We start from the raw sequence: 24,307 nt of genomic DNA, 5'->3' as shown, positions 1-24,307 counted from the left end.
GCAGGCCCTCAGGCGGTGCGGCCACCCGCACTGATACGGATCGCCAGCAACTCGCCGCCGCCGTGCAACGCGAACCGGCGGCGCTCACCGGCCGCCAACCAGGCGGTATCACCGGCGGCCAGCGGTGCCAGCGACGGCTCGCCCTCAAACTCGGCTTGGCCGGCCAGCAGGTGAATCGCCCACGCCGCCGCGGGTTCGGTGAAGAAGAACATGCTGCCCACCAGCGGCCGGTGCAGCAGCTCGGCCTGCACGGCATCGCGCCGCCACATCAGATTGAAATCGTGGGTCACCCCGTCGATCAGTTCGCCGGTCACCTGCGCTTCGCCCGCAAACCGCAGGCGGTCGTGCGGCGGCATCAGCGTATGCAGCGTGCCATCGCCGAAGCGCAGGTGCAGGCCTTCGCCACGCAGCAGCACCAGTTCGCGGTCGATGCCGGGAAAGGCCGAGAACGCGGCGTCCTGCTCGATCTCGGCGATCGACAGGCGCACCTGCCAGTCGTCGTTGTCGGGCAGCCGCAGGATCTCGCGGGTCCAGCCCAGGCCGTTTCGCCAGCGTTCGCGGCGGTATTGGAAGGACGGAATGACGCGGCTGGCCGCGCTCAGGACAGTATCGGTCGACATGGCGCTAGTGTGCCTGAGCCGACGTACCGCAGTCCTGTCAGGACACGCCGCCGCAATCGGGTTCCAGCAGGCGCGAACGCGCCAGCCAGTCCTTGTCGGGGTAATACGCGAACACCATCGTGCCGCCGCGCAGGCTGTCGATCAGGGGCCGCGCCACGGACAGCCGCACGGCGGGGCACCCCAGGCTGCGGCCCAGCCGGCCCTGCAGGCGCGCGATCGCCGGATTCACGTAGGGCGCACCGTGGATCACGATCGCGCGGTCGCGGGCATGGTCGTTGAAACCCGGCTCCAGCCCTTCCAGGCGCAGCGAATAGCCGTTGCCGCCCATGTAGGTTTCCTTGGCGGTGAACGCGCCCAGGCTGGACATGAAGCTGCCGTCCTTGTTGGAGAAATGCTGGGTGCGGTTGTCACCGCTGTTGCGCCCATGCGCGACCCACTCTTCGAACAGCAGCCGCTGGCGCGTGAGATCGAAAATCCACATGCGCGGTTCGGTCGACGGCCGCGAGTAATCGATCACGCTCAACTTGCCCGGGTCCACGCCGAGCTCCGGCCGGCGCAACGCACAGCGCATCGCGCGGGCCGCCAGCTGCAGGACGTGCTTGTCCGCCGCAGGGGCGGCTTTGGCCAGCATCTCGGCCATCTGCACCGGACTCGCCTCCGGGGCCGGCGCGGGGCTGGCCGCGCCCGCCGTGGCGGACGCGATCAGGCCGCAGAACGCGGCAGGCAGCAATTTCACAACGGGCATGGGCAGCTCACCAGGCGCAGGCAACCCTTACAACGTGGACCCACCGGCATCGGATTCCAAGACAGGCTGCAGGTTCTGTTCATCGGCCACCGGGCGAACGGCCGGCAGGCTGGTCACCAGCAGCGTGGTGCCGGGCACCAGCACGCTGTACAGCTGTTCGGCGAATTCCGGCGGCAGCGCCATCGGCAGGCTCGGCGTGGCGAGCAGGTCCGGGGTGGCATTGGCGGCGGTCTGGCCCAGCAGCGGGTAGGCGGTCCAGCGGTGCAGCGGGCGGTGCGGGTCCAGCGGGCTGGGGTTGTCCTGGTAGCCCTGGCCCATCACGAACAACGTGGTGCCCTCGAACGCCGGCAAGGCCTTGGCCTCCAACCGCGACTCGCCGATCAGCACGCCATCGCGCAGCACGTACAGGCGCTGGTCGTGCAGGCTGACCAGGATGCCGACCTGGCCGGCCGGTGCCGCCGCATCATTCCAGTAGTGCGCGGGTGCGTCGGTGCTCTCCACCAGCGGCGTGCCGGTGCTGCTGACCGGCGCCAGCACGGCCGGATAGGCCAGCGTCATCGGCGCGCTCTTGGCATCGGCCACCACCACGGTATCGCCACGGTGGGTTTCGCCGAACAGCTTCTGCGCGAACGCCTGTGGCAGCCGCACGCAGCCGTGCGAGGCCGGGTGCCCGGGCAGGCTGCCGCCGTGCAGCGCGATGCCGTCCCAGGTCAGGCGCTGCATGTAGGGCATCGGCGCGCTGTTGTAGAGGTTGGACTTGTGGTCCTTGTCCTTCTGCAGGATCGTGAACACGCCGGTCGGTGTTTCATGCCCGGTCTTGCCCGAGCTGATCGTGCTCATTCCGATCGCGATGCCGTTGCGGTACACGTAGGCACGCTGCTCATCGAGGCTGACCACCAGCACGATCGGGCCGGAGGGGGAGATCTCCGGATGCCAGAGGAATTCACCGGGCTTGAGATCGGTCGGGCCACGCGGAGCCTCGGTCGTCTTGTTGGCCGTCGGCGCACTGTTGGCGGCGGTGGCGGGAAGCATCCCGGTCGCCAGCAGCGTCCCGAGTGCCAGACTCAACAGCGTGCTGCGTACTGCCATGTCGTGCATCCATTCGAAGAGATGCCGCCACGCTACACGAACTGCCTGCATGCGTTCGCGAAAACCACGCGCAGCCCTGCTGCCGGTTTTCGGCCGCCCCAAAAAGTAATTGCCCGGCCACACATCCTGTGCGAACCGGGCAATCGATACATCCTTGTCGGCATCCCGCCTTCCCCCTGTGCATCCTGCCCAGTCTGGGTGCCGGCCATGCATCCTGCACTCGGCCGTATATGCTTCCGCCATCGCAGCCCTTCCCGGGGTCTGGATGCCACCGTCCTGGTGGGTCCGCGCCAATCCTTCCGCGCCGCTTCCGTGCGTGCTGCCTCCTGCAGCTGTCGGTGCCGCCACGGCATCCTGCCGTGGCAACCAGTGACTGGCCTCCTGCCGGTCCCGACCTGTCCTGTTGTTCAGCGCCTTGGTACGGAGGCCGGCGCTGCCCTCCTGGGCGGTGCCTCGGCCGGCGCCTGCCTGGCCCCGGTCGTCATCCGTTGTCGATTCCGTTCGACGGTAGCTGTCCCTATCCCCTTCACCCGCGCCAGATCCTCGACGTGTTCGAAGGGGCCGTGTTGTCGCCGGTACGCGACGATCGCTTCGGCCTTCATCGGCCCCACGTTCGCCAATCCCTGCTGCAGCGTCGACGCGTCCGCCGTATTGATGTTGATCCGATCGGCCGCGAAGGCCATTCCGCTCAACAGCAGTCCCAGCACCAGCGCCCTGCACGAAAACCAAGGTCCCACTGTGTCACTCCTTGTGGCTCGGAACCGGCCCCTGCCGGCAATCCTGTCGAAGGTTCCAGCGTCCCTCGCCACATACACACAGCCTATCGTCCACGGCACCTTCACACAGCAGGCCTAACACCCGACGTGGTGTAGGGAAATACCTACCCCAGCGCAGGCGTAGAATGGCGGGACTTGTCAAAAGCACTCCGGAGTTCAGATGGACAGCGCCAAGCTCGGCCAATTCGTCAGTGAAAAGTGGGACAACGAAATCGTCCCGCAATTGGTCGATTACATCCGTATCCCCAACAAATCGCCGATGTTCGACACCGATTGGGTCGCCAACGGCTACATGGAACAGGCCGTCACCCTGATGGAAACCTGGGCCAAGGCGCAGAACCTGCCCGGCCTGACCGTCGAGGTCGTGCGCCTGGAGGGCCGCACCCCGCTGCTGCTGCTGGAAGTTCCGGCCTCCGGCGCCGAGACCGGCGACGACACCATCCTGCTCTACGGCCACCTGGACAAGCAGCCGGAAATGACCGGCTGGGACGATGATCTGGGCCCGTGGATCCCGGTGCTGCGCGGCGACAAGCTGTACGGCCGCGGCGGCGCCGATGACGGCTATGCGATGTTCGGTTCGCTGGCCGCCGTGCTGGCGCTGCAGGAACAGGGCCTGCCGCACGCGCGCTGCGTGATCCTGATCGAAGCCTGCGAGGAATCCGGCAGCTACGACCTGCCCGCCTATGTCGACCACCTGGCCGACCGCATCGGCAAGCCCTCGCTGGTGGTGTGTTTGGATTCGGGCTGCGCCAACTACGACCAGCTGTGGTGCACCACCTCGCTGCGCGGCCTGACCGGCGGCAACTTCTCGGTCAAGGTGCTCAACGAAGGCGTGCATTCCGGCGATGCCTCCGGCGTGATCCCGTCCAGCTTCCGCCTGCTGCGCCAGCTGATCTCGCGCATCGAGGACGAGAACACCGGCCGCATCCTGATCGACGGCATGAATGTCGAGATCCCGGCCGAGCGCCAGGAGCAGGCCAAGCGTGCCGCCGAAGTGGTGGACACCGCGATCTTCGAGAAATTCCCGATGGTCGACGGCCTGCGCCCGATGAACGACGACCTGGCCGAACTGGTGCTCAACCGCACCTGGCGCCCGGCGCTGTCGGTCACCGGCGTGGACGGCCTTCCGCCGCTGGCCTCGGCCGGCAACGTGCTGCGCCCGCATACCGCGGTGAAGCTGTCGCTGCGCCTGCCCCCGACCGCTGACGGCAAAGCCTGTGGCGAGCTGCTGAAGGAAGCCCTGCTGCGCGATCCGCCGAACGGTGCGGAAGTGAAGCTGGACCTGGAAAAAGCCTCCAGCGGCTGGAATGCCCCGGCGATGGCGCCGTGGCTGACCCAGGCGATCGACGATGCCAGCCAGACCTTCTTCGGCAAGCCGGCGATGTACATGGGCGAAGGCGGCTCGATCCCGTTCATGGGCATGCTGGGCGAGAAGTTCCCGGGCGCGCAGTTCATGATCACCGGCGTGCTCGGCCCGCACTCCAATGCACACGGCCCGAACGAGTTCCTGCACATCCCGATGGGCAAGCGCGTGACCTCGTGCGTGTCCAAGGTGATCAGCGAGCACTATGCCGCCAGCCTGCGCGGCGAGACCAGCGGTTCGCCGGTCGCCGCCGACAGCGGCACCCGTCACGGCGGCCACGGCTGCTGCTGACGTTGGCGGACGCAGCCTGGCCTTGCTAGGCTGCGTCCACCCTCTACTGACGTCTTTGGCATGAACGGACTGTTTGGCAGCACCAGCTGGCTCTACATCATCCTGGTCGGCTTCGTCGTCGGTCTGCTCGGGCGCTTCTTCATGCCCGGCAACAACCGCATGGGCTGTCTGCTGACCATCGTGCTCGGCATCGTCGGTGCCCTGCTGGCCGGCTGGTTCGGCCAGTACATGGGCTGGTATGCCCGCGGCGAGCCCGCGGGGTTCATCGGCGCGATCCTCGGTGCGGTCGCGGTCCTGGCCGTGCTTCGGCTGTTCAGCAGCAAGCGCTGAGCATCGCCGCTCTTTTCTTTCCCGCGCGCCGTCCGGCGCCGCTTCGACGTACCCGTCCATGAACGATCCTGCTTCCGATCCGCTGCGCGCCGAACACCGCCGGCAGTGGACCTGCGCCGCCCTCGGCGATCCGGCCACCGCCCTCGACCGTGCCTCGGTCGATGCCGGTTTCCGCAGCTACTGGCGCGCCACCAGCGCGCGCGGCAGCCACATCGTGATGGACTCCCCGCCCGGGCTGGAGGATGTGCGGCCGTGGCTGCGCATGCATGACCTGCTCGAGCCCAACGGCGTGCGCGTGCCGCAGGTGCTGGCGCGCGATGAAGACAACGGCTTCCTGCTGCTGGAAGACCTGGGCGGCCCGACCTTGGCCCGCCATATCGACACCGACAACGCCGATGCCTGGTTCGACGCTGCCTTCGCGCAGCTGATCCGCCTGCAGTCCATCCCGGTGCCCGAAGGCATGGGCAGCTTCGGCGAGGCACTGCTGCAGCGCGATGCCGGGCTGTTCGACGAGTGGTTCCTGCAACGTCACCTCGGCCTTGAACTGGACTGTGGCGAGATCGAGAACCTGCAGCGCATGCATCGCCTGCTGATGGACAACGCACTGCAGCAGCCGCAGGTGCTGACCCACCGCGATTTCATGCCGCGCAACCTGATGCCGATCGACGGCGGGCCGGCCGTGCTGGATTTCCAGGACCTGGTGCGTGGACCGATCGCCTACGACCCGGTCAGCCTGTTCAAGGATGCGTTCCTGAGCTGGCCGATCGAGCGCGTGGATACCTGGTTGGCGCGCTATCACGCACAAGCGCTGGCGGCCGGTCTGCCGGTACGGCCATGGCCGCAGTTCCTGCGCGACGCGGACTGGATGGGCGTGCAGCGCCACCTGAAAATCCTCGGCCTGTTCGTGCGCCTGCGCGACCGCGACGGCAAGGGACACTACTTCGAGGATGCGCCGCGCTTCATCCGCTATCTGGATGAAGTGCTGCCGCGCCATCCCGCGCTGGCCCCCCTGCACGATCTGTTCGAGCTGCGCATCAAACCGGCCCTGGCCCGTATCGCCGAACCGGTCCTGGCCCGCCCATGAAGGCGATGATTTTCTCGGCCGGCAAAGGCGAGCGCATGCGCCCGCTGACCCTGCACACGCCCAAGCCGCTGCTGGTGGCCGGTGGCAGGCCGCTGATCGTGTGGCATCTGGAACGGCTGGCCGCCGCCGGTATCGATGAGGTGGTGATCAACACCGCCTGGCTCGGCGATCAGTTCGCGCCCGCACTCGGCGACGGTGCGCGCTGGGGGCTGCGGCTGCACTTCATCCACGAAGGCGACGTGCCGCTGGAAACCGGCGGCGGCATTCTCAACGCGCTGCCGATCCTTGGCGAGGCACCGTTCCTGGTGATCAACGGCGATGTGTGGACGGATGCGGATGTCGCTACCCTGCCACGCACACCCACCGGCGATGCGCATCTGGTGCTGGTGGACAATCCGGCGCAGCACCCGCGTGGCGATTTCATCCTGCACGCCGATGGTCGCGTCAGCGATGACGGTGACAGCGCGCGGCTCACCTATGCCGGTATCGGCGTGTACCGCCCGGCGATCATCGACGGTTGGCGCGCGGTGATCGGCGAAACCGACGGTGCCAGCGCGACACCGCCACAGTTCGGTCTCGCCCCGCTGCTGCGGCATGCGATGGCGCAGGGCCGCGTGACCGGCCAGCACCATCGCGGGCGATGGACCGATGTGGGCACGCCCGAACGCCTGGCGCAGCTGGATGCGGAACTGAACGCCTGACCCTGCCAGGGTAGCGCCACGCCATGCGTGGCTGAGGCAACGATGAGCCGGCACCCGATGCATCCACGCATGGCGTGGATCTACCGTCCGTTTCCGGATGGTTACAACAGGTGCGGGCCGTCTTCCAGGACCTGGCGCAGGAACGGCACGGTGATGCGGCGCTGTGCCGCCAGCGATTCGCGGTCCAGCCAGTCCAGCAGGCTGACCAGATTGCCCAGCTCACGGCCGGTACGGGTCAGCAACCATTCGATCGCCGCTTCATCGATCGCCAGGCCGCGTCGCGCCGCGCGTTCGCGCAGCACCGCCGCGCGGCCTTCATCGTCCAGCGGCTGCAGCACCACGCGCACGCACTGCTGCAGGCGGGAGCGCAGGTCCGGCAACACCAGCCCGAGCTGGTCCGGTGCGTGCTGCGCGGTGTACAGCAGGGTGATGCCCGCCGCGCGCGCACGGTTGTGGAAATCGAACAGCGCCACTTCGTCTTCGCGCTGCCCGGCCACGGCGTCCAGCCCATCCAGCGCGACCAGGTCGCGGCCTTCCAGCGATTCCAGCGCGGCGCGCGTGCGCCCCACCACCGCCTTCAGCGGCAGGTAGGTCGGCTGGCGGCCGGCCTGTTCGGCCAGCGAGCACATCGCCAGCGCCTGATGGGTCTTGCCGGTGCCCGGCGCGCCCTCCAGATACACCCAGTCGTGCGCGGCGCCCACGGCAATGGCGCGCAGCTGCGCCAGCGCGCCATCCGGCGCACCGATGAACGTCTCCAACCGCTCGTCCTGCGGGTAGCGCAGGGCAAGCGGCAACTGCGGAACGACACTCACTGCGCGTCCGGCCCCTTCGGATTGCCCACGACCACGATCCCGGGCGTGTCGACGTAGGCATCGAGAACGATCGCCGATTTCTCACCGGCATACAGGTCGCTCTGGCGATAGCGCTGATGCGCATAGCGCAGCAGCACGTTGCTGACCGCCGCCACCGGCAGGGCCAGCAGCATGCCGAGGAAGCCGAACAGCTGGCCACCGGCCATCACCGCGAAGATCACCGCCACCGGGTGCAGGCCGATCTTGTCGCCGACGATGCGCGGGGTCAGCACGTAGCTTTCCAGCAGCTGGCCCACGGTGAACACGATGCCGACCAGGATCAACAGCTTCAGATCGAAGCCCTGCGCCTGCACCAGCGCCGCTGCGACCGCCATGACGATGCCGGTGGTCGCGCCGAGGTACGGAATGAAGCTGATCAGGCCAGCCACCAGGCCGATCAACAGGCCCAGCTTCAGGCCGACCAGCGACAGGCCGGCGGCGTACACCACGCCCAGCGCGATCATCACCAGGAACTGGCCACGGATGAACGCACCGAGCACTTCGTCCGATTCACGCGCCAGCTTGGTGATGGTGCCGACGTGGTTGCGCGGAATCATCGAGGCCACGCGCTCGACCAGCTTGTCCCAGTCGCGCAGGAAGTAGAACGCCAGGATCGGCAGCAGCAGGATGTTGACCACCCAGGTCACCATGGTGAAGCCCGAGCGCTGCACGTAGCCGAAGAAGGTCTTGGCGAAGCCGCCGGCCTGCTGCCAGTGGCTGCGCACCCATTCAATCAAGCGGTCCGGGTCCATCCACTGCATGATCTCCAGCCCGGTCTTCTGCTCGAACCACGGGATGCCTTTTTCCATCAGCCACTGCTGTGCCTGCGGGATCGCCGCCACCAGGGTGGCGACCTGACGCTCGATCATCGGCACCAGGATCAACAGCGCGGCAGTGATCAGCAGGATCATCGCCACGAACACCAGCACCACGCCGGTGTTGCGCGAGCGGCCGGTGGCCTCGATCCGGTCGACCAGCGGGTCGCCCAGCCAGGCCAGTGCGAGGGCCAGCACGAACGGGGTCAGGATCGGGCCGAGCAGCCAGATCACCCAGCCGGCGGCGAGCGCCACCAGGACGTATTTCAACCGCCTGAGGAACTGTGCGATTTCCGCTTCGGGGGTGAGGATCATCGCAGGCGGTACTCGTTGCTGGCGGGCGGCGGGAGGGCCGAGGGGTTGGTTTCATCGATCGGCACCGGCAGTGCCAGCGGCGCGGTCGGCGCGATCACGCCGTTGTCGCCGAGCATGCGGTTCAGGCCGGCCAGCCCGGTAGTCATCTCCAGCGACAGCTCCAGGCGGTCGCCCGAGGCACGCACCGGAGTGACGTTGCGGACCACGGCAGTCTCCCGCAGGCCGGCGGCCAGGCGCATGTAATCCTCGGCACTGTTCAGGCCCAGCACCACGATCGTGTAGGTCCCGGCGGCACCGGTGGCGGCCCCGGCCTTGGCGTACCGGCGCACCAGCGCATCGGCGGCACCATCGGCACCGCTGGCCATCGCGCGGCGGGCGTCGCTGTCCTTGGTGGTCCACTTGTTCAGTTCTTTGCCGCCATCGACGAACACCCAATCGGCCACCCAGCCGCTGCCATCGCGGTAGAGCTTGCCGATCAGCTGCATCGGCGGGGCATAGCGCGCGGAGGCTCGCGCCACGGCGGCCGTGTCCTGGCGCCAGATCGCGCCCACCAGTGCCTGCTCGGCGGCGCTGCCCGAGGGCAGGCCCAGCTTGTAGCCACGTTCGATGGCGCGGTTGAGCAGCGGGCGGGCCGCATTGGCCTGCTGGACGGTCACCAGGCGCGGGCCGGAACCATCGTCGATGGCCAGCCAGATCACCGGCTTCGGGCGGGGCTGCGGCCACAGCGGCAGACCGAGGGCCGAGATCAGGCCATCGACGTCATCCTCGCGGAAGCGCGCCACCAGGATGGTGCGGTAGCTCGGCGCGCCACCGGCCGAGGTGCTCTGGTCCTGGCGGTAGTCATAGCTGGCCACGTAATCCTTGGCATTGCGCAGGGCCTGCATCACGCCGGGGCGGCTCATCACGCTGCGGTCGCCCGAGAGCTTGGCCAGCACATTGCCCAGCGCCCTGGCCAGGGCACCGTTGCGGTCCGAATCGGCCTGGCTGTTGACCGGGACCTCGGCCTCGTAAGCGCCACTGGCACTGGCCACATCGCCTTCGGTGCGCAGGCCGCTCTGGGCCATCGAGGCCACCGGCAGGCAAAGCGCGAGGAACATCATGAAAAAGAGGCTGCGGCGCATCAGGACTTCCATTGAGCGTATCCGGGGGGAATTGTTGCCCGAATAGGGCCTGCGCGCCAACGTGGCCTGTTAAAATCGCGCTTTCACCCCAGCGCAGCGCCGACGCCCGTGACCAATTCCCCGTCCAACCCCTCTCCCCTGACCTACCGCGACGCCGGTGTCGATATCGACGCGGGCAATGAGCTGGTCGAGCGCATCAAGCCGCTGGTGAAGCGCAGTTTCCGCCCGGAAGTCATGGGCGGACTGGGTGGCTTCGGCGCCCTGTTCGACCTCTCCAACAAGTACCGCGAGCCGGTCCTGGTCTCGGGCACGGACGGCGTGGGCACCAAGCTGAAGCTCGCACAACAGCTGGGCCGCCACGACACGATCGGCATCGATCTGGTCGCCATGTGCGTGAACGACGTGCTGGTCCAGGGTGCCGAGCCGCTGTTCTTCCTGGATTATTTCGCCACCGGCAAGCTGGACATCGATACCGCTGCGGCGGTCGTGGGCGGCATCGCCAACGGCTGCACCGAGGCCGGTTGCGCGCTGATCGGCGGTGAAACCGCTGAAATGCCCGACATGTATGCCCCGGGCGAGTACGACCTGGCCGGCTTCACCGTTGCCGGTGTCGAGAAGAGTGACATGAAGGACGGCGCCAGCGTGGCCGCCGGCGACGTGCTGATCGGCATCGCCTCCTCCGGCCCGCATTCCAACGGCTACTCGCTGGTGCGCCGCATCTATGACCGCGCCGGTCAGCCGGCCGATCTGGAGCTGGACGGCGGGGTCAAGCTGGTCGATGCGCTGATGGCGCCGACCCGCCTGTACGTCAAGCCGATCCTGGCGCTGTTGAAGACCCACGGCGCGGCGATCCACGGCATGGCCCACATCACCGGTGGCGGCCTGACGGAAAACATCATCCGCGTGGTACCCGACGGCCTGGGCCTGGACATCAAGGCCGACGCCTGGACCCTGCCGCCGGTGTTCCAGTGGCTGCAGAAGGAAGGCGCCGTGGCCGACAGCGAGATGTGGCGCACCTTCAACTGCGGCATCGGCTTCGTACTGATCGTGGCTGCCAACGAAGCCGCCTCGGTCGGTGCCGCGGTGACCGCGCAGGGCCTGGAGCACTGGACCATCGGTGAAGTGACCCGCGCCGACGGCGCCGAACGCGTCAAGATCGGTTGAGCCAGGTGACGGAGCCCGGCCCGGAGTTCCCTGCCCAACCGCCGTCGCTGCCCACCGCAGCGGCGCCGGTCGTACCGGCCGCGGCGGTGGATACCTCGCAGCTGCAATTGCTGTCGGTCTTCCACTACGTGGTGGCTGGCCTGACCGCCCTGTTCTCGCTGTTCCCGCTGATCTACCTGCTGATGGGCGTGGCGGTGATCTTCGCCGCGCCGGCGCCGCTGGCGCCGGGTGAGGCACCGCCCCCGTTCGATCCGCGCCTGCTCGGCTGGGTGTTCGTGCTGATCGGCGGGCTGGGCTGCGCTGCCGGGCTGGTGCTGGCCGGTTACATGGCCTATGCCGGGCGGTGCCTGGCGCAGCGCCGGCGTTACCTGCTGTGCATGGTGGTGGCCGGCATCGCCTGCATCTTCATGCCGTTCGGTACTGCGCTGGGGGTGTTCACCCTGGTGGTGCTGTCGCGCCCCGCGGTCAAGGCGGCCTTCCAGACCGCATGAGCAGCCGTATCGCCGTACTCGCTTCTGGCCGGGGCAGTAATCTGCAGGCCATCCTCGATGCCATCGCCGCGCAGCAGCTGGATGCGCAGGTCGTGGCCGTGCTCTCGGACAAGCCCGATGCCTCGGCCCTGCTCAAGGTGAGCCCGGCACAGCGCTGGGCACGCTCGCCCAAGGGCTACCCGGACCGCGCCGCGTTCGATGCAGCGATGGCCGATGCGCTGGATGCCTTCGCGCCGGACTGGATCGTCTGCGCCGGTTACATGCGCATCCTCGGCCCGGCCTTCGTGGCCCGGTTCGATGGCCGCCTGGTCAACATCCATCCCTCGCTGCTGCCGCTCTACAAAGGGCTGCACACGCATGCGCGCGCACTGCAGGCCGGCGATGCCGAGCACGGCGCTAGCGTGCACTTCGTGGTGCCCGAACTGGATGCCGGCACGGTGCTGGCCCAGGCCCGGGTGCCGGTGCAGGCCGGCGACACCCCCGAAGCGCTGGCCCTGCGGGTGCTGGCCGTGGAGCATCCGCTGCTGATCGCCAGCCTGGCGCTGCTGGTCAGCGGCCGCGTAACTGAACAGGCAGGTCAGCTCCAGCTCGATGGTCACCCCCTGTTTAGCCCGCTGCGCCTAGATTGCGCCGGACAGCTGAACCGATAAGCGCCGCGCACACACGCCGCTGATCCCGGCGCTGGCATCCTTTCCCCTCCTCTACCGACCGGCCCGCATGAGAACGCCTTTGTTCAAGCCCGTGCTGCTGATGGCATCCCTGCTGTGCACCGCCGCCCTTGCCCACGCGCAGGAGACGGTCACCCCACCACTGCCCGCGTTGCCTGCCATGAGCTGGGAAGCGCCGCCGCTGCAGCCGTTCACCGCAACCTACCAGGCCCTCTACAAGGGCAAACAGGCTGGCGACGCGACCATGCGTGTCACCCACACCGGCGGTGACCAGTGGCGCGTGGACATGCAGGTGATCGGGCGCAGCGGTTTTGCCAGCGTGCTTGGCCTGAACCTGGAGCAGAGCACGGTGTTCGAGAACCGCAACGGCACCTATGTGCCGTTGAGCCAGAGCACGGTCCGCAAGGGGCTGTTCCTCGGCAAGAAGGTCACCGGCACCTACGACTGGCAGGCCGGCACCGCGCAGTGGCTGGGCGATCTGAAGAAGGAGCGCCGCCAGCCCATCCCGCTGCAGCCCGGCGACCAGAGCGCGCTGCTGCTGAACCTGGCGATCATGCGCGACGCCCGCCCCGGCGGGCAGATGCACTACCGCTACGTGGACGTGGGCCGCGTCCGCCAGCACGACTACCAGGCCGCACCGGACACCGAGAACGTGCCCGTCGGCGATCTGTCCTACAACGCGCTGCGGGTGTATCGCACCAACGGCGGCAATGACGAAACCATCCTCTGGATCGCCAACGGTGTCCCCACGCCGGTGCGCATCCTGCAACGCGAAGACGGCGAAGATCGGATTGATCTGCGCCTGATCGAATATCAAGGAGTCTGAGCATGACCACACTGAACCGTCCGCTGACCTGGATCGCCGCCGGCGCCCTTGCCGTGGTGAGCCTGCCCGCCATGGCCCTGCAGCCGTTCAAGGCCGATTACCAGGCCAGCTACATGGGCATGCAGGCCAACGGGACCATGACCCTGGCCAGCGAAGGCGCCAACAAATGGCGCTACAGCCTGAACGTGAAGAACCAGCTGGCCGATCTCAGCCAGACCACCGTGTTCGAAGAAGCCAACGGCCGCCTGCGGCCGCTGACCAGCAACGACCGCTCGGTGCTGCTGGTCAAGAAGCGCAACGTGGATGCCAACTACAACTGGAGCAGCAACCAGGCCACCTGGACCGGGGACGTCAAGCCGGACCGCCGCGGCCCGGTGGCGCTCAAGCCCGGCGACATGGATGCCCTGCTGATCAACCTGGCGATCGCGCGTGATCTGGCCGCCGGCAAGCCGCTGAACTACCGCATGGTCGACGAAGGCCGGATCAAGCCGATGTCCTACAAGGTGGTCGGCAAGGAAAAGATCACCGTGGCGGGCAAGTCCTACGACGCGACCAAGGTCTCGCGCGTGGACGGCAACAAGGAGCTGATCGCCTGGATCGTGCCGGAGTTCCCGGTGCCGGCGCGTCTGCTGCAGCGTGAGAGCGGCAAGGATGCGCTGGATCTGACGATCAAAGGGATGAATTGACCCAAAAAAACGCCCGCTTCCGCGGGCGTTTTTTCATTCCGGCTTGGCGTCGCCGAATACCGTCTTGCAGTCCACCCGGATCTGCTGGCGCGTGTCGCGCCAGTAGTACGTGCTGCAATGCCGGTTGCCGTCGACGGTCTTGTCCACGCCGACCGCATAGGACGACTGGAACACTTCGGTCCGGCTGACGGTGCCGTCCGCATTCCAGTCCATGTCTTCCTGCTGGATGCCCTGGGTGATCGCGATGCCGGCGTACCAGGCGTAGCCCAGCCACGCCAGCACGATCAGTACCAGCACCAGCAGCGCCTTGCGGCGGCGGGTGAACCGGCCGCGCAGGATCATGCGGCGATACGCCGGATGATGGCGCCCAGCGAGGACAGCTTCTCTTCGATGTTCTCGTAGCCGCGGTCCAGGTGGTAGATGCGGTCGATGGTGGTGTCACCCTCGGCCATCAGGCCGGCCAGGATCAGCGAGGCCGACGCGCGCAGATCGGTCGCCATCACCGGCGCGCCGCTGAGCTGCTCGGCACCACGCACGATCGCGGTGTGGCCTTCGACCTGGATGTCCGCGCCCAGGCGCAGCAGTTCGTTGACGTGCATGAAACGGTTCTCGAAGATCGTTTCGTTGATCACGCCCACGCCGTCGGCCACGCAGTTGAGCGCCATGAACTGCGCCTGCATGTCGGTGGGGAATGCCGGGTACGGCGCGGTGGTCAGGTTGACCGAGCGCGGGCGCTTGCCGCCCATGTCCAGGGTGATGCTGTCTTCGGTGGTCTCGATGTGCGCACCGGCCTCCACCAGCTTGGCCAGCACCGCATCCATGGTGTTCGGGCGGGCACGGTTGACCGTGACCTTGCCGCCGGTCATCGCCGCGGCGACCAGGAAGGTGCCGGTCTCGATGCGGTCGGGCAGCACTTCATGACGGCCACCGGACAGCTTCTCCACGCCTTCGATCACCAGGCGGGCAGTGCCCAGCCCTTCGATCTTCGCGCCGAGCGCGATCAGGCAGTGCGCCAGGTCGGTGACTTCCGGCTCCATTGCGGCGTTGTCCAGCACGGTGGTGCCTTCGGCCAGCACGGCGGCCATCAGCACGTTCTCGGTGCCGGTGACGCTGACCATGTCGAAGGTGAAGTGGGCACCCTTCAGGCGCTTGGCCTGGGCCTTGATGAAGCCGTTCTCGACGGTGATTTCCGCCCCGAGGGCCTGCAGCCCCTTGATGTGCTGGTCGACCGGACGCGAGCCGATCGCGCAGCCGCCCGGCAGCGACACTTCAGCCGCACCGAAGCGGGCCAGCAGCGGGCCGAGCACCAGGATCGAGGCGCGCATGGTCTTGACCAGCTCGTACGGGGCGACGTGCTGATTGACCGGACGCGGGTCGACCACGATCGCGCTGCCGCGCGAGAGGGTGCCCTGGTCGATGGTGACCTTGGCGCCCAGCTCACCGAGCAGCTTCACGGTGGTGACCACGTCGTGCAGGTGCGGCACGTTGGTGATCTCCACCGGCGCATCGGCCAGCAGGGTCGCGCACAGGATGGGGAGGACAGCGTTCTTGGCGCCGGAAATGTTCACTTCACCGTGCAGCGGCTTGCCGCCGGTCACTACGATCTTGGCCATGGAATCTACTTGGAATGAGGTAGAGCCGACCGTCGGTCGGCGGATGTTGGGGGTAGAACCGACCGTGGGTCGGCTGATCCAATCATTGGGCTGACTAACCCGCTTCGGCCGGGGTGACGGTCTTCAGCGCCAGCGCGTGGATCGCCCCGCCCATCAGATCGCCCAGGGTCGCATAGACCATGCGGTGGCGCGCCAGCGGCATTTTGCCGGCAAAGGCGTCGCAGACCACGGTGGCCTCGAAGTGCACGCCGTCGTCACCCTGCACGTCCGCGCGGGCGCCAGGCAGGCCGGTTTCGATCAGATTGCGGATGGTCTCGGCGTCCAACGGGCTTTCCTAATAAAATGAGCGCTCATTCTACTCTTCCACGTGGCGCTCGCATGGCTGTCTCGCCCCAACTCCCCCATCCGGCCGACGCTGCGGCACTGGTCGCCAGCGGCCGCCGCGTGTTCGAGATCGAGCGCGATGCGCTGGGCGCGGTCGCCGAGCGGCTGGGCGAAGCGTTCAGCCAGGCCTGCCAGCTGGTCCTGCAGAGCAAGGGCCGCGTGGTCGCCACCGGCATGGGCAAGTCCGGCCATGTCGCCCGCAAGATCGCCGCCACCCTGGCCTCGACCGGCACCCCGGCCTTCTACGTGCACCCCGGTGAAGCCGGGCATGGCGATCTGGGCATGATCACCGAGGCCGACGTGGTGCTGGCGCTGTCCTATTCAGGTGAGTCCGATGAGCTGCTGATGCTGCTGCCGGTGCTCAAGCGCCAGGGCAACCGCCTGATCGCCATGACCGGCCGCCCGCAGTCCAGCCTGGCCACCGCCGCCGACGTTCATTTGGATGTCAGCGTGCCGGCCGAGGCCTGCCCGCTGGCGCTGGCCCCGACCTCCAGCACCACCGCCTCGTTGGCCATGGGCGACGCACTGGCCGTGGCCCTGCTCGATGCCCGCGGCTTCACCGCCGACGATTTCGCCCGTTCGCACCCGGCCGGCAGCCTGGGCCGCCGCCTGCTGCTGCACATCACCGATGTGATGCACAGCGGCGATGAACTGCCGCGCGTGGATGTCAACGCCAGCCTGAGCGAGGCCCTGGTGGAGATGAGCCGCAAGCGCCTAGGCATGACCGCCGTCGTGGATGCCGACAACCACCTGATCGGTCTGTTCACCGACGGCGATCTGCGCCGCGCCCTGGATACCGATCTGGACGTGCGCAGCGCGCGGATCGCCGATGTGATGACCCATGGCCCGCGCACCATCGGTGCCGATCAGCTCGCGGCCGAAGCGGCGCAGCTGATGGAAGCCCACAAGATCAATGGCTTGATGGTGGTCGATGCCGAAGGACATCTCGTCGGCGCGCTCAACATTCATGACCTGTTGCGGGCCCGGGTGGTTTAAACCACAGTTGCCTTCCTCCATTCAGTTGAGCTGCCCCAGACGATGCCCTACTCCCCGTTGCCCGGTTTCCCGTCCCACCTGCATGCCGCCGCCGGCCGTATCCGGCTGGCCTGCTTCGACGTGGACGGCACGCTCACCGACGGTCGGCTCTACTACGACAAGGACGGCAACGAGAGCAAGGCGTATTACGTGCAGGACGGACTCGGCCTGAAACTGCTGCAACACCACGGTATCCACCCGGTGCTGATCACCGCACGCAACAGCCAATCCGCGCTCAAGCGTGGCGCGGACCTGGGCATCGATACCCAGATCGCGGTTGGCGACAAGCTGGCCAGCGTCAAGGCGCTGTGCGAGCAGCACGGCATCGGACTGGACCAGGTGGCCTTCATGGGTGACGACCTGCCCGATCTCGGCCCGCTGTGCGCGGTCGGCCTGGCGGTTGCGCCGGCCAATGCCCACCCCTGGATCGCCGAGCGTGTGCACTGGCAGACCCGCAGTGACGGCGGCAAGGGCGCGGCGCGGGAGCTGTGCGACGTGCTGCTGGCCGCGCAGGGACATGTGGATGCGGTGCTGGAGAGGTTCGGCGCATGAACGTACGTACCGCCATCGGGGGCCTGCTGCTGGTCGCCGCACTGCTGACCGGCTGGCTGGCCCTGCACCATCGCGACAAGGCCCCCGCGGCCGAAGGCGAGGATGCCACCAAGGATTACGTGCTGCATGATTTCCAGATCGTGGCGTTGGACGAACAGGGCAAGGAATCCACCACCCTGCGCGCCCCGCTGCTGGAGCGTGCGCGCAGCGATGAAACGATGACCCTGACCACACCGGTGTTCCTGCTGCCCGACCAGGACGGCAATCACTGGGAAATGCGTGGCGACAGCGGCTGGGTCAGCGCCAAGGGCGACCAGCTCAAGCTCATCGGCAACGTCAGCGGCGACAGCCCCAAGGTCGCCGGTGCACCACCCACCACCTTCCGCACCGATCACCTGGACGTGTTCCCGAAAGAGAACCGTGCCAAGACCGATGCCCGGGTCACCATGACCCGCCCGGGCCTGTCGCAGACAGGGGTCGGCTTCGAAGCCGACATGAAAACCCGGCAGTACAAACTCCTTTCACAGGTCAAGACCCGCTATGAACCGAACGCTGCCCGCTAAGCTCGCGCTGCTCGCCCTGCTGCTGCCCGGCATGGCGCTGGCCAAGTCATCCGACCGCAACCAGCCGATGAATCTGGAATCCAACAGCAACGACTGCAACCTGACCGATGATGCGGGCAAGTGCACGTTCACCGGCAACGTGGTGATCACCCAGGGCACCCTGGTGATCCACGCCGCCAACGCCGATCTGTTCCGCAAGAACGGCGATATCGAACGCGTCGTGCTGACCGGCAAGCAGGCCACGCTGGAACAGGAAATGGATGACGGCTCCAAGATGAATGCCTGGGCCGACAACATGGATTACAACGTCAACAGCGAAGTGATCATCCTCACCGGCAACTACAAGGTCGAGTCGCCGCGCGGCACCAACAGCGGCCAGAAGATGACCTACAACACGCGCACCGGCAACATGCAGAGCGGTGGTGACGGCACGCGCGTGCGCACGGTGATCCAGCCCAAGGCCAAGGGCGCAGCACCGGCCACCCCGGCCGCCAAGCCGGCGGCGCCTGCGGCCAAGCCCGCCGCCGGGAGCAAGAAGTAATGCTCGTCGCCAAAGGCCTGCGCAAGCGCTACAAGCAGCGTGAAGTCGTCAAGGATTTCGGGCTGACCCTGGAGGCCGGTGAAGTGGTCGGCCTGCTCGGCCCCAACGGAGCCGGCAAGACCACCTGCTTCTACATGATCGTCGGCCTGGTCGAGACCGATGCGGGCAGCATCGTGCTGGACGGCAAGGACATCACCAGCGACCCGATGTACACCCGCGCCAAGCAGGGCGTGGGCTACCTGCCGCAGGAACCCTCCGTGTTCCGCAAGCTGACCGTGGCCGACAACCTGCGCCTGGTGCTGGAGCTGCGCGACGATCTGGACAAGGCCGGCCGCGAAAAGGAACTGGCCAGCCTGCTGGACGAACTGCAGATCAACCACGTGGCCGACCAGCTCGGTGCCAGCCTCTCCGGTGGTGAGCGCCGCCGCTGTGAAATCGCCCGCGCGCTGGCCGCCAAACCGCGCCTGATCCTGCTCGATGAACCGTTCGCCGGTGTCGACCCGATCTCGGTCGGTGAAATCCAGCGCATCGTCACCCATCTCAAGCAGCGCGGGATCGGGGTGCTGATCACCGACCACAATGTCCGCGAAACCTTGGGAATCTGCGACCGCGCGTATATCCTCAACGAGGGCAGCGTGCTGGCACAGGGCGCGCCGGACGAGATCCTGGCCAACGCCGACGTCCGCCGCGTCTACCTTGGGGAAACCTTCAAGCTCTGATCCAGCGGCCGCCGCAACGCCTTCCTTCCGTTCGGCACAGGCATGAAAGCACGGCTGCAGACATCGATGGGGCAACACCTGGTCATGACGCCGCAGCTGCGTCAGGCGATCAAGCTGTTGCAGATGTCCAGCGCCGAGCTGGAGCTGGAAATCAACGAGGCGGTGGAGACCAACCCGCTGCTGGACTGGGCCGAGAACGCTGAACCGGCGCTCGAGGCCAGTCCCGGCGAGGACACGCCCCCGCCCGCCCCCACCGATACCCATGCCGATGGCGAGCATCAGGTCTCGGCGAGCGATGACTGGTCGCCCGGCGAAGGCGACTGGACCAGCGGCAGCAGTGGCGGCTCCTTCGACGATGACGACAACGGCAGCGCCGCCGAACGCGTGGCCGAGACCGAATCGTTGGCTGACCATCTGCTCTGGCAGCTGCATCTGTCGCACCTGTCGGCCCGTGACCGCAGCATCGGCGCGGCCCTGATCGATGCCTTCGAAGAAGACGGTTACCTGCGCGAGCCCTTGGCGACCATCGCCGAGACCCTGCGCCCGGCCATCCAGGCCGACGAGGCTGAAATCCTCACCGTGCTGCACCAGATCCAGCGCTTCGACCCGGTCGGGGTCGGTGCGCGCTCCCTGGGCGAATGCCTGGACCTGCAGTTGCTGGTACTGCCCGCGCAGACCCCGGGACTGGCGCTGGCCCGGCGCATCGCCGATGGCCCGCTGGAGCGCCTGCCTCGCAGCGGTGTGGCCGGCATCGCCCACGAGCTGCGCGAGCCACTGGCCGAGGTCGAGGTCGCGGTGCAGCTGCTGCGCTCGCTGGACCCGCGCCCGGGCGCCCAGATCGGCGAGCTCTCCCACGACAGCTATGTGGTGCCCGACTGCGTGGTCTGGCGCCAGAACGGCGTCTGGCGTGCCGCCCTGGCCGGCCATGCCGGGCCCAAGGTTGTCATCCACCGCGGCTACGAGCAGCTGATCCGCCGCTGCGGGGAGGCCGACGCCGGCTACATGCGCGCCCACCTGCAGGAAGCACGCTGGCTGCTCAAGGGCCTGGAGGCCCGCGGCGAGACCCTGCTGCGGGTGATGCGCTGCCTGCTCGACCAGCAGGCCGCCTTCCTGGAGTTCGGCGAACAGGCGCTGCGCCCACTGACCCTGCGTGAAGTGGCCGGTGAGCTCGGCCTGCACGAATCCACCATTTCACGCGCGATCGCCCGCAAGTACGTGCGCACCCCGCGCGGCACCCTGCCGCTGCGCGCGTTCTTCGCCTCCGGCATCGATACCGACAGCGGCGGCGAAGCCTCCAGCACCGCCATCCAGGCGATGCTGCGCCGGCTGATCGATGACGAGAACCCGCGCAAGCCGCTTTCTGACGCCAAGCTGGCTGACCTGCTCAAAACCTCGGGAATACCGGTGGCGCGACGCACCGTGGCGAAGTATCGTGAAGCCATGAACATTTCCGCCTCGCACGAAAGGGTAAGAATCGTCTGACGCTCCACCGCGCCCGGCGGGAAGGTTCATTGGCACATCCGAACAAAGGAGAAACCCGATGCACATCGAGACGTTTGGCAAGGACCACCTTGAGATCACCCCGGCTCTGAACGAGTACGTGGAGACCAAGCTGGAACGGCTGAGGAAGCACTTCGACCAGCACTGCGAGGTTCGCGTGCAACTGTCGATCCGCAAGCCGGAGCACCATGCCGATGCGAGTGTGAATGTTCCCGGGCAGACTCTGCACGCGGACGCCAGCGGCCCCACCATGTATGCCGCGATCGACATCCTGGCCGACAAGCTCGACCGCCTGGTCATCAAGCACAAAGAGAAAAAGCAGCAGCACGCACCGCAACCGCTGCCGGTGGGCGACAATGAGGGCTGATGCCCTCGTTTCCACCCCGACATGCCTCTGACTGATCTTCTGGCGGCCGTCCGCACGCAAGTGCTGCCGGCCGCCGATCGCGACAGCGTGCTGAAGGCCGCAGCCCGTCTGCTGGCCTGCCGCGAAGCCAACGCCGAGCTGCTTTACCAGAACCTGTGCCAGCGCGAGACGCTGGGCAGCACCGCCATCGGCCACGGCATCGCCATTCCACACGGCCGTGCCCCCCTGCTTGAACGCCCCCGCGGTGCCCTGCTGCGGCTGGAATCGCCGGTGGAATTCGGCGGCGATGAACCGGTCGACCTGGTTTTCGCGATTGCCGTCCCTGCGCACTACACCCATCAACACCTGATGCTGCTCTCCGAGCTGGCCGAGCTGTTCTCCGAGCCGGCCATCCGCCAGGCGCTGCGCGAAGCGCGCGACGGCGACGAGCTTCGCCGGGTCATCGAATTCCCCCCGCCGGCGAGTGCCGCATGAATACCAGCATCACCGCGCGCGAACTGTTCGAACAGCAGCGTGACCGCCTGAGCCTGCGCTGGGTCGCCGGCCAGCAGGGCGAGCGCCGTGAGCTGGAGGCCGGCAACAAGGTCTCTCGCCGCCCCTCGCTGGCCGGCTACCTCAACGCGATCTACCCCAACAAAGTGCAGATCCTGGGGACGGAGGAACTGTCCTGGCTGGACTCGCTGGACTCACGCCAGCGCTGGGAGACCATCGAGCGGATCATGCAGTCCCATCCGCTGGCGCTGGTGATCACCCGCAACCAGTCCTGCCCGGAAGACCTGCGCGCCGCCGCGGACGAATCGCAGACCCCGCTGTGGATTTCACCCAAACGCGGCCACGAACTGCTCAACCACCTGTCCTACCACCTGGCGCGCACGCTGGCGCCGCGGGTGATCCTGCATGGCGTATTCATGGAGATCTATTCCATCGGCGTGCTGATCACCGGGGAAGCCGGCTCGGGCAAGAGCGAGCTGGCGCTGGAGCTGCTCAGCCGTGGCCACCGCCTGGTCGCCGACGATGCCCCCGAGTTCACCCAGATCGCCCCGGACGTGCTCGACGGCACCTGCCCGGAGCTGCTGCAGGACCTGCTGGAAGTCCGCGGCCTGGGCGTGCTCAACGTGCGCGAGATGTTCGGTGACACGGCGGTAAAGAAGAACAAGTACCTTCGGCTGATCGTCCACCTGACCAAGCCGATGACCGAACCCACCCCCTACGGCTATGAACGCCTGACCGGCGACTCGGGTACCCGCCACGTGCTGGACCTGGATGTGCCGCTGATCACCCTGCCGGTGATGCCCGGCCGCAACCTGGCCGTGCTGACCGAAGCCGCCACGCGCCTGCACATCCTGCGGACCAAGGGCATCGACCCGGCCGCGATGTTCATCGCCCGCCACAGCAACATGTTGGAACGCCGCACGCCATGACCACACCCGCCCCCGCCTCCGCCCCGACCGCCGCCACCCTGATCATCGTCAGTGGCCTGTCCGGGTCCGGCAAGACGGTCGCGCTGAAGACCTTCGAAGATCTCGATTACTACTGCTCGGACAATCTGCCGATCGACCTGCTGCCCGATTTCGTGCGCAGCCTGCTCGGTGATCCGGGCCGCGAGGCCCCGCGCCGGCTGGCGGTCGGCATCGACGTGCGCGCGCAGAGTGACCTGACCCAGCTCTCGCACTGGCGCGAAGATGCCAAGGCGGCCGGCCTGGATGCGCAGCTGCTGTTCTTCGATGCCACCGATGAAACCCTGCTCAAGCGCTACGCCGACACCCGCCGCCGGCATCCGCTGAGCCAGCTCGGGCTGTCGCTGCCCGAAGCGATCGCCCGCGAGCGCGAACTCACCGCGCCGCTGCGCGCCGCCGCCGATGCGGTGATCGACACCAGCCACCTCAACGTGCACCAGCTGCGCCGCAAGGTGGTGACCGAGTTCGCGCTGGCCCACGGCAACAAGCTCTCGCTGCTGTTCGAATCGTTCGCCTACAAGCGCGGCGTGCCGGCCGAAGCGGACTTCGTGTTCGACGTGCGCGTGCTGCCCAATCCGCATTGGGACCCGGAGCTGCGCCCGCTGTCCGGCCGCGATGCCGGCGTGCGCGAGCACCTGGACGAACAGCCCGATGTGCAGCGCTACGCCGGCCAGCTGGTCGATTTCCTGGATACCTGGCTGCCGCGGCTGGGCAATGACACCCGCAGCTATGTCACCGTCGCCTTCGGCTGCACCGGCGGCAAGCACCGCTCGGTGTACATGGCCGAGCGCATGGCCCGCCATGCCCGTGACCAGGGCTGGCCGGAAGTGGCCACTTTCCACCGCGAACTGGACTGAAAACGGCACTGCCGGCGGCGGCCGGCATCGACACGCTGAACCGCGGAACACAGCAGTCTTTCACGCGTGCTATCGCCAATTCATGTTGACCTGTTAACGTTCGGGAATGACCTGTGGCATTCTCCTCGTAACTCATCCCGGTGTCGGCACGGCCCTGCTGGACGTGGCGACCCGTCTGCTGCGGCACCTGCCGCTGAAGACCGAAGCTTTCGAAGTACCGTTCGACGCAGATATGGACGTCCTGCTCCCGCTCGCCTCGGCCGCTTTGCGCCGGGTGGACAGTGGCCAGGGCGTGCTGATCCTGACCGACCTGTACGGCGCCAGCCCCAGCAATCTGGCCGGGCAACTGGCTCGTCTGGGCACCCCGGCACGCCGGGTTTCGGCGCTGAGCCTGCCGATGTTGATGCGAGTGATGAATTATCCGGAACAGGGACTGGATCAACTGCCTGCCACAGCCGCGGCAGGCACTCGCAATGGAGCGATTGTCGACGATGCTTGAACGTGAACTCACTGTTTCCAACCGCCTGGGCCTGCATGCCCGCGCCACTGCCAAGCTGGTGCAGGAGCTGGCGCCCTTCCGCTGCAACGTGACCATGGCCGCCAAAGGCCGTGAGATCAATGCCAAGAGCATCATGGGCGTCATGCTGCTGGCCGCCGGCCAGGGCACCCCGGTCACCGTGCGCATCGAGGGCGAAGACGAAGTCGCCGCGATGGACGCGGTGGTCGCCCTGTTCGAGCGGCGTTTCGACGAGGACAACTGAGCATGGGGGGGCAGCCGCGATC

At 67.4% G+C, this 24,307-nt stretch carries 31 protein-coding genes; 21 read left to right on the top strand and 10 right to left on the bottom strand.

Going from position 1 to position 24,307, the window contains the following annotated elements:
* Nucleotides 1–8: 8 nt before the first annotated feature.
* The 4 genes from BCL79_RS17070 to BCL79_RS17055 all read right to left on the bottom strand — a co-directional run bounded on the left by BCL79_RS17070 (nt 9) and on the right by BCL79_RS17055 (nt 3,137).
* On the bottom strand, nt 9–620 hold the full coding sequence (locus BCL79_RS17070; RefSeq protein WP_121043184.1) for a HutD/Ves family protein: 612 nt from the start codon (nt 618–620) through the stop codon (nt 9–11).
* A 37-nt stretch (nt 621–657) separates the two neighbouring features.
* A complete protein-coding gene (locus BCL79_RS17065; protein ID WP_121043182.1) occupies nt 658–1,365 on the bottom strand; it encodes a murein L,D-transpeptidase catalytic domain family protein in 708 nt (235 codons plus the stop codon).
* Between the two features lie 27 nt (nt 1,366–1,392).
* Nucleotides 1,393–2,454 carry a L,D-transpeptidase gene (locus BCL79_RS17060; RefSeq protein ID WP_121043180.1) on the bottom strand — a complete coding sequence of 354 codons (1,062 nt, stop codon included), beginning with the start codon at nt 2,452–2,454 and terminating at the stop codon, nt 1,393–1,395.
* 407 nt (nt 2,455–2,861) lie between these two features.
* Nucleotides 2,862–3,137, bottom strand: a complete 276-nt coding sequence (locus tag BCL79_RS17055; RefSeq protein ID WP_121043558.1) for a ComEA family DNA-binding protein — start codon at nt 3,135–3,137, stop codon at nt 2,862–2,864.
* 253 nt (nt 3,138–3,390) lie between these two features.
* On the opposite strand from BCL79_RS17055, the gene BCL79_RS17050 reads away from it, so the two are divergent.
* The 4 genes from BCL79_RS17050 to murU are packed head-to-tail and all read left to right on the top strand — an operon-like array spanning nt 3,391 to nt 6,999.
* Nucleotides 3,391–4,884, top strand: a complete 1,494-nt coding sequence (locus BCL79_RS17050) for a M20 family metallopeptidase (RefSeq protein ID WP_121043178.1) — start codon at nt 3,391–3,393, stop codon at nt 4,882–4,884.
* Between the two features lie 60 nt (nt 4,885–4,944).
* A complete protein-coding gene (locus tag BCL79_RS17045; protein WP_019185648.1) occupies nt 4,945–5,214 on the top strand; it encodes a GlsB/YeaQ/YmgE family stress response membrane protein in 270 nt (89 codons plus the stop codon).
* A 58-nt stretch (nt 5,215–5,272) separates the two neighbouring features.
* The gene (locus BCL79_RS17040) at nt 5,273–6,298 is read left to right on the top strand and encodes an aminoglycoside phosphotransferase family protein (RefSeq protein WP_121043176.1); all 1,026 of its coding nucleotides are present in this window, start codon (nt 5,273–5,275) and stop codon (nt 6,296–6,298) included.
* On the top strand, nt 6,295–6,999 hold the full coding sequence (gene murU / locus BCL79_RS17035; protein WP_121043174.1) for an N-acetylmuramate alpha-1-phosphate uridylyltransferase MurU: 705 nt from the start codon (nt 6,295–6,297) through the stop codon (nt 6,997–6,999). The genes BCL79_RS17040 and murU overlap by 4 nt, the downstream gene beginning before the upstream one ends.
* 101 nt (nt 7,000–7,100) lie before the next feature.
* On the opposite strand, the gene hda is transcribed toward murU, so the two are convergent.
* Genes hda through BCL79_RS17020 form a run of 3 tightly spaced genes read right to left on the bottom strand, consistent with a single transcriptional unit; the run spans nt 7,101 to nt 10,101 of the window.
* A complete protein-coding gene (hda, locus tag BCL79_RS17030; RefSeq protein WP_121043172.1) occupies nt 7,101–7,811 on the bottom strand; it encodes a DnaA regulatory inactivator Hda in 711 nt (236 codons plus the stop codon).
* Entirely contained in the window at nt 7,808–8,980 is a 1,173-nt protein-coding gene (locus BCL79_RS17025) for an AI-2E family transporter (RefSeq protein WP_121043170.1), read from the bottom strand. Before BCL79_RS17025 ends, hda begins: the two co-directional genes overlap by 4 nt.
* Nucleotides 8,977–10,101 carry a DUF2066 domain-containing protein gene (locus BCL79_RS17020; RefSeq protein WP_226956679.1) on the bottom strand — a complete coding sequence of 375 codons (1,125 nt, stop codon included), beginning with the start codon at nt 10,099–10,101 and terminating at the stop codon, nt 8,977–8,979. Before BCL79_RS17020 ends, BCL79_RS17025 begins: the two co-directional genes overlap by 4 nt.
* 138 nt (nt 10,102–10,239) lie before the next feature.
* Here BCL79_RS17020 and purM point away from each other — a divergent pair, with 138 nt between their 5' ends.
* The 5 genes from purM to BCL79_RS16995 all read left to right on the top strand — a co-directional run bounded on the left by purM (nt 10,240) and on the right by BCL79_RS16995 (nt 13,936).
* Complete coding sequence (gene purM / locus BCL79_RS17015; RefSeq protein WP_183073822.1) at nt 10,240–11,265, top strand: phosphoribosylformylglycinamidine cyclo-ligase; 1,026 nt, start codon at nt 10,240–10,242, stop codon at nt 11,263–11,265.
* A gap of 5 nt (nt 11,266–11,270) precedes the next feature.
* Nucleotides 11,271–11,756, top strand: coding sequence for a hypothetical protein (locus tag BCL79_RS17010; RefSeq protein WP_428999473.1), 486 nt, complete (start codon nt 11,271–11,273; stop codon nt 11,754–11,756).
* A complete protein-coding gene (gene purN, locus BCL79_RS17005; protein ID WP_121043164.1) occupies nt 11,753–12,406 on the top strand; it encodes a phosphoribosylglycinamide formyltransferase in 654 nt (217 codons plus the stop codon). The genes BCL79_RS17010 and purN overlap by 4 nt, the downstream gene beginning before the upstream one ends.
* Nucleotides 12,407–12,473: 67 nt before the next feature.
* Nucleotides 12,474–13,250, top strand: a complete 777-nt coding sequence (locus BCL79_RS17000) for a DUF3108 domain-containing protein (protein WP_183073812.1) — start codon at nt 12,474–12,476, stop codon at nt 13,248–13,250.
* A 2-nt stretch (nt 13,251–13,252) separates the two neighbouring features.
* Nucleotides 13,253–13,936 (top strand): DUF3108 domain-containing protein, encoded by a 684-nt coding sequence (locus tag BCL79_RS16995; RefSeq protein ID WP_121043160.1) that lies wholly within the window; start codon nt 13,253–13,255, stop codon nt 13,934–13,936.
* A 33-nt stretch (nt 13,937–13,969) separates the two neighbouring features.
* Here the strand turns inward: BCL79_RS16995 and BCL79_RS16990 are convergent, their stop codons facing one another.
* From BCL79_RS16990 to BCL79_RS16980, 3 genes are all read right to left on the bottom strand, one after another.
* A complete protein-coding gene (locus tag BCL79_RS16990; RefSeq protein WP_121043158.1) occupies nt 13,970–14,278 on the bottom strand; it encodes an EF-hand domain-containing protein in 309 nt (102 codons plus the stop codon).
* A complete protein-coding gene (murA, locus tag BCL79_RS16985; RefSeq protein ID WP_121043156.1) occupies nt 14,275–15,549 on the bottom strand; it encodes a UDP-N-acetylglucosamine 1-carboxyvinyltransferase in 1,275 nt (424 codons plus the stop codon). The genes BCL79_RS16990 and murA overlap by 4 nt, the downstream gene beginning before the upstream one ends.
* 94 nt (nt 15,550–15,643) lie before the next feature.
* On the bottom strand, nt 15,644–15,874 hold the full coding sequence (locus BCL79_RS16980; RefSeq protein WP_088432818.1) for a BolA family protein: 231 nt from the start codon (nt 15,872–15,874) through the stop codon (nt 15,644–15,646).
* A gap of 53 nt (nt 15,875–15,927) precedes the next feature.
* Between BCL79_RS16980 and BCL79_RS16975 the strand changes: the two genes are divergently transcribed.
* From BCL79_RS16975 to BCL79_RS16920, 12 genes are all read left to right on the top strand, one after another.
* Entirely contained in the window at nt 15,928–16,929 is a 1,002-nt protein-coding gene (locus BCL79_RS16975; RefSeq protein ID WP_121043154.1) for a KpsF/GutQ family sugar-phosphate isomerase, read from the top strand.
* Nucleotides 16,930–16,971: 42 nt separating this feature from the next.
* Nucleotides 16,972–17,520, top strand: coding sequence for a KdsC family phosphatase (locus BCL79_RS16970; RefSeq protein ID WP_121043151.1), 549 nt, complete (start codon nt 16,972–16,974; stop codon nt 17,518–17,520).
* Complete coding sequence (gene lptC / locus BCL79_RS16965) at nt 17,517–18,083, top strand: LPS export ABC transporter periplasmic protein LptC (protein WP_121043149.1); 567 nt, start codon at nt 17,517–17,519, stop codon at nt 18,081–18,083. Before BCL79_RS16970 ends, lptC begins: the two co-directional genes overlap by 4 nt.
* Entirely contained in the window at nt 18,061–18,624 is a 564-nt protein-coding gene (gene lptA, locus BCL79_RS16960) for a lipopolysaccharide transport periplasmic protein LptA (protein WP_121043147.1), read from the top strand. Before lptC ends, lptA begins: the two co-directional genes overlap by 23 nt.
* A complete protein-coding gene (gene lptB / locus BCL79_RS16955; protein WP_121043145.1) occupies nt 18,624–19,343 on the top strand; it encodes an LPS export ABC transporter ATP-binding protein in 720 nt (239 codons plus the stop codon). Before lptA ends, lptB begins: the two co-directional genes overlap by 1 nt.
* A gap of 42 nt (nt 19,344–19,385) precedes the next feature.
* Nucleotides 19,386–20,825, top strand: a complete 1,440-nt coding sequence (locus tag BCL79_RS16950) for an RNA polymerase factor sigma-54 (protein WP_121043143.1) — start codon at nt 19,386–19,388, stop codon at nt 20,823–20,825.
* A 58-nt stretch (nt 20,826–20,883) separates the two neighbouring features.
* On the top strand, nt 20,884–21,210 hold the full coding sequence (gene hpf, locus BCL79_RS16945) for a ribosome hibernation-promoting factor, HPF/YfiA family (protein ID WP_046274055.1): 327 nt from the start codon (nt 20,884–20,886) through the stop codon (nt 21,208–21,210).
* A 21-nt stretch (nt 21,211–21,231) separates the two neighbouring features.
* Nucleotides 21,232–21,684 carry a PTS sugar transporter subunit IIA gene (locus tag BCL79_RS16940; RefSeq protein ID WP_121043141.1) on the top strand — a complete coding sequence of 151 codons (453 nt, stop codon included), beginning with the start codon at nt 21,232–21,234 and terminating at the stop codon, nt 21,682–21,684.
* Complete coding sequence (hprK, locus tag BCL79_RS16935; protein WP_019185403.1) at nt 21,681–22,631, top strand: HPr(Ser) kinase/phosphatase; 951 nt, start codon at nt 21,681–21,683, stop codon at nt 22,629–22,631. Before BCL79_RS16940 ends, hprK begins: the two co-directional genes overlap by 4 nt.
* The gene (rapZ, locus tag BCL79_RS16930) at nt 22,628–23,524 is read left to right on the top strand and encodes an RNase adapter RapZ (protein ID WP_183073811.1); all 897 of its coding nucleotides are present in this window, start codon (nt 22,628–22,630) and stop codon (nt 23,522–23,524) included. The genes hprK and rapZ overlap by 4 nt, the downstream gene beginning before the upstream one ends.
* Before the next feature lie 106 nt (nt 23,525–23,630).
* Nucleotides 23,631–24,023, top strand: a complete 393-nt coding sequence (locus tag BCL79_RS16925; protein WP_019185401.1) for a PTS sugar transporter subunit IIA — start codon at nt 23,631–23,633, stop codon at nt 24,021–24,023.
* The gene (locus BCL79_RS16920) at nt 24,016–24,285 is read left to right on the top strand and encodes an HPr family phosphocarrier protein (protein ID WP_121043139.1); all 270 of its coding nucleotides are present in this window, start codon (nt 24,016–24,018) and stop codon (nt 24,283–24,285) included. The genes BCL79_RS16925 and BCL79_RS16920 overlap by 8 nt, the downstream gene beginning before the upstream one ends.
* The last annotated feature ends 22 nt before the right edge of the window (nt 24,286–24,307 follow it).

Origin of the sequence: Stenotrophomonas rhizophila, from assembly GCF_003651185.1 — a bacterium.
GTDB classification, from domain to species: Bacteria; Pseudomonadota; Gammaproteobacteria; order Xanthomonadales; family Xanthomonadaceae; genus Stenotrophomonas; species Stenotrophomonas maltophilia_Z.
This window is presented reverse-complemented; position numbering and strand designations above follow the sequence as displayed.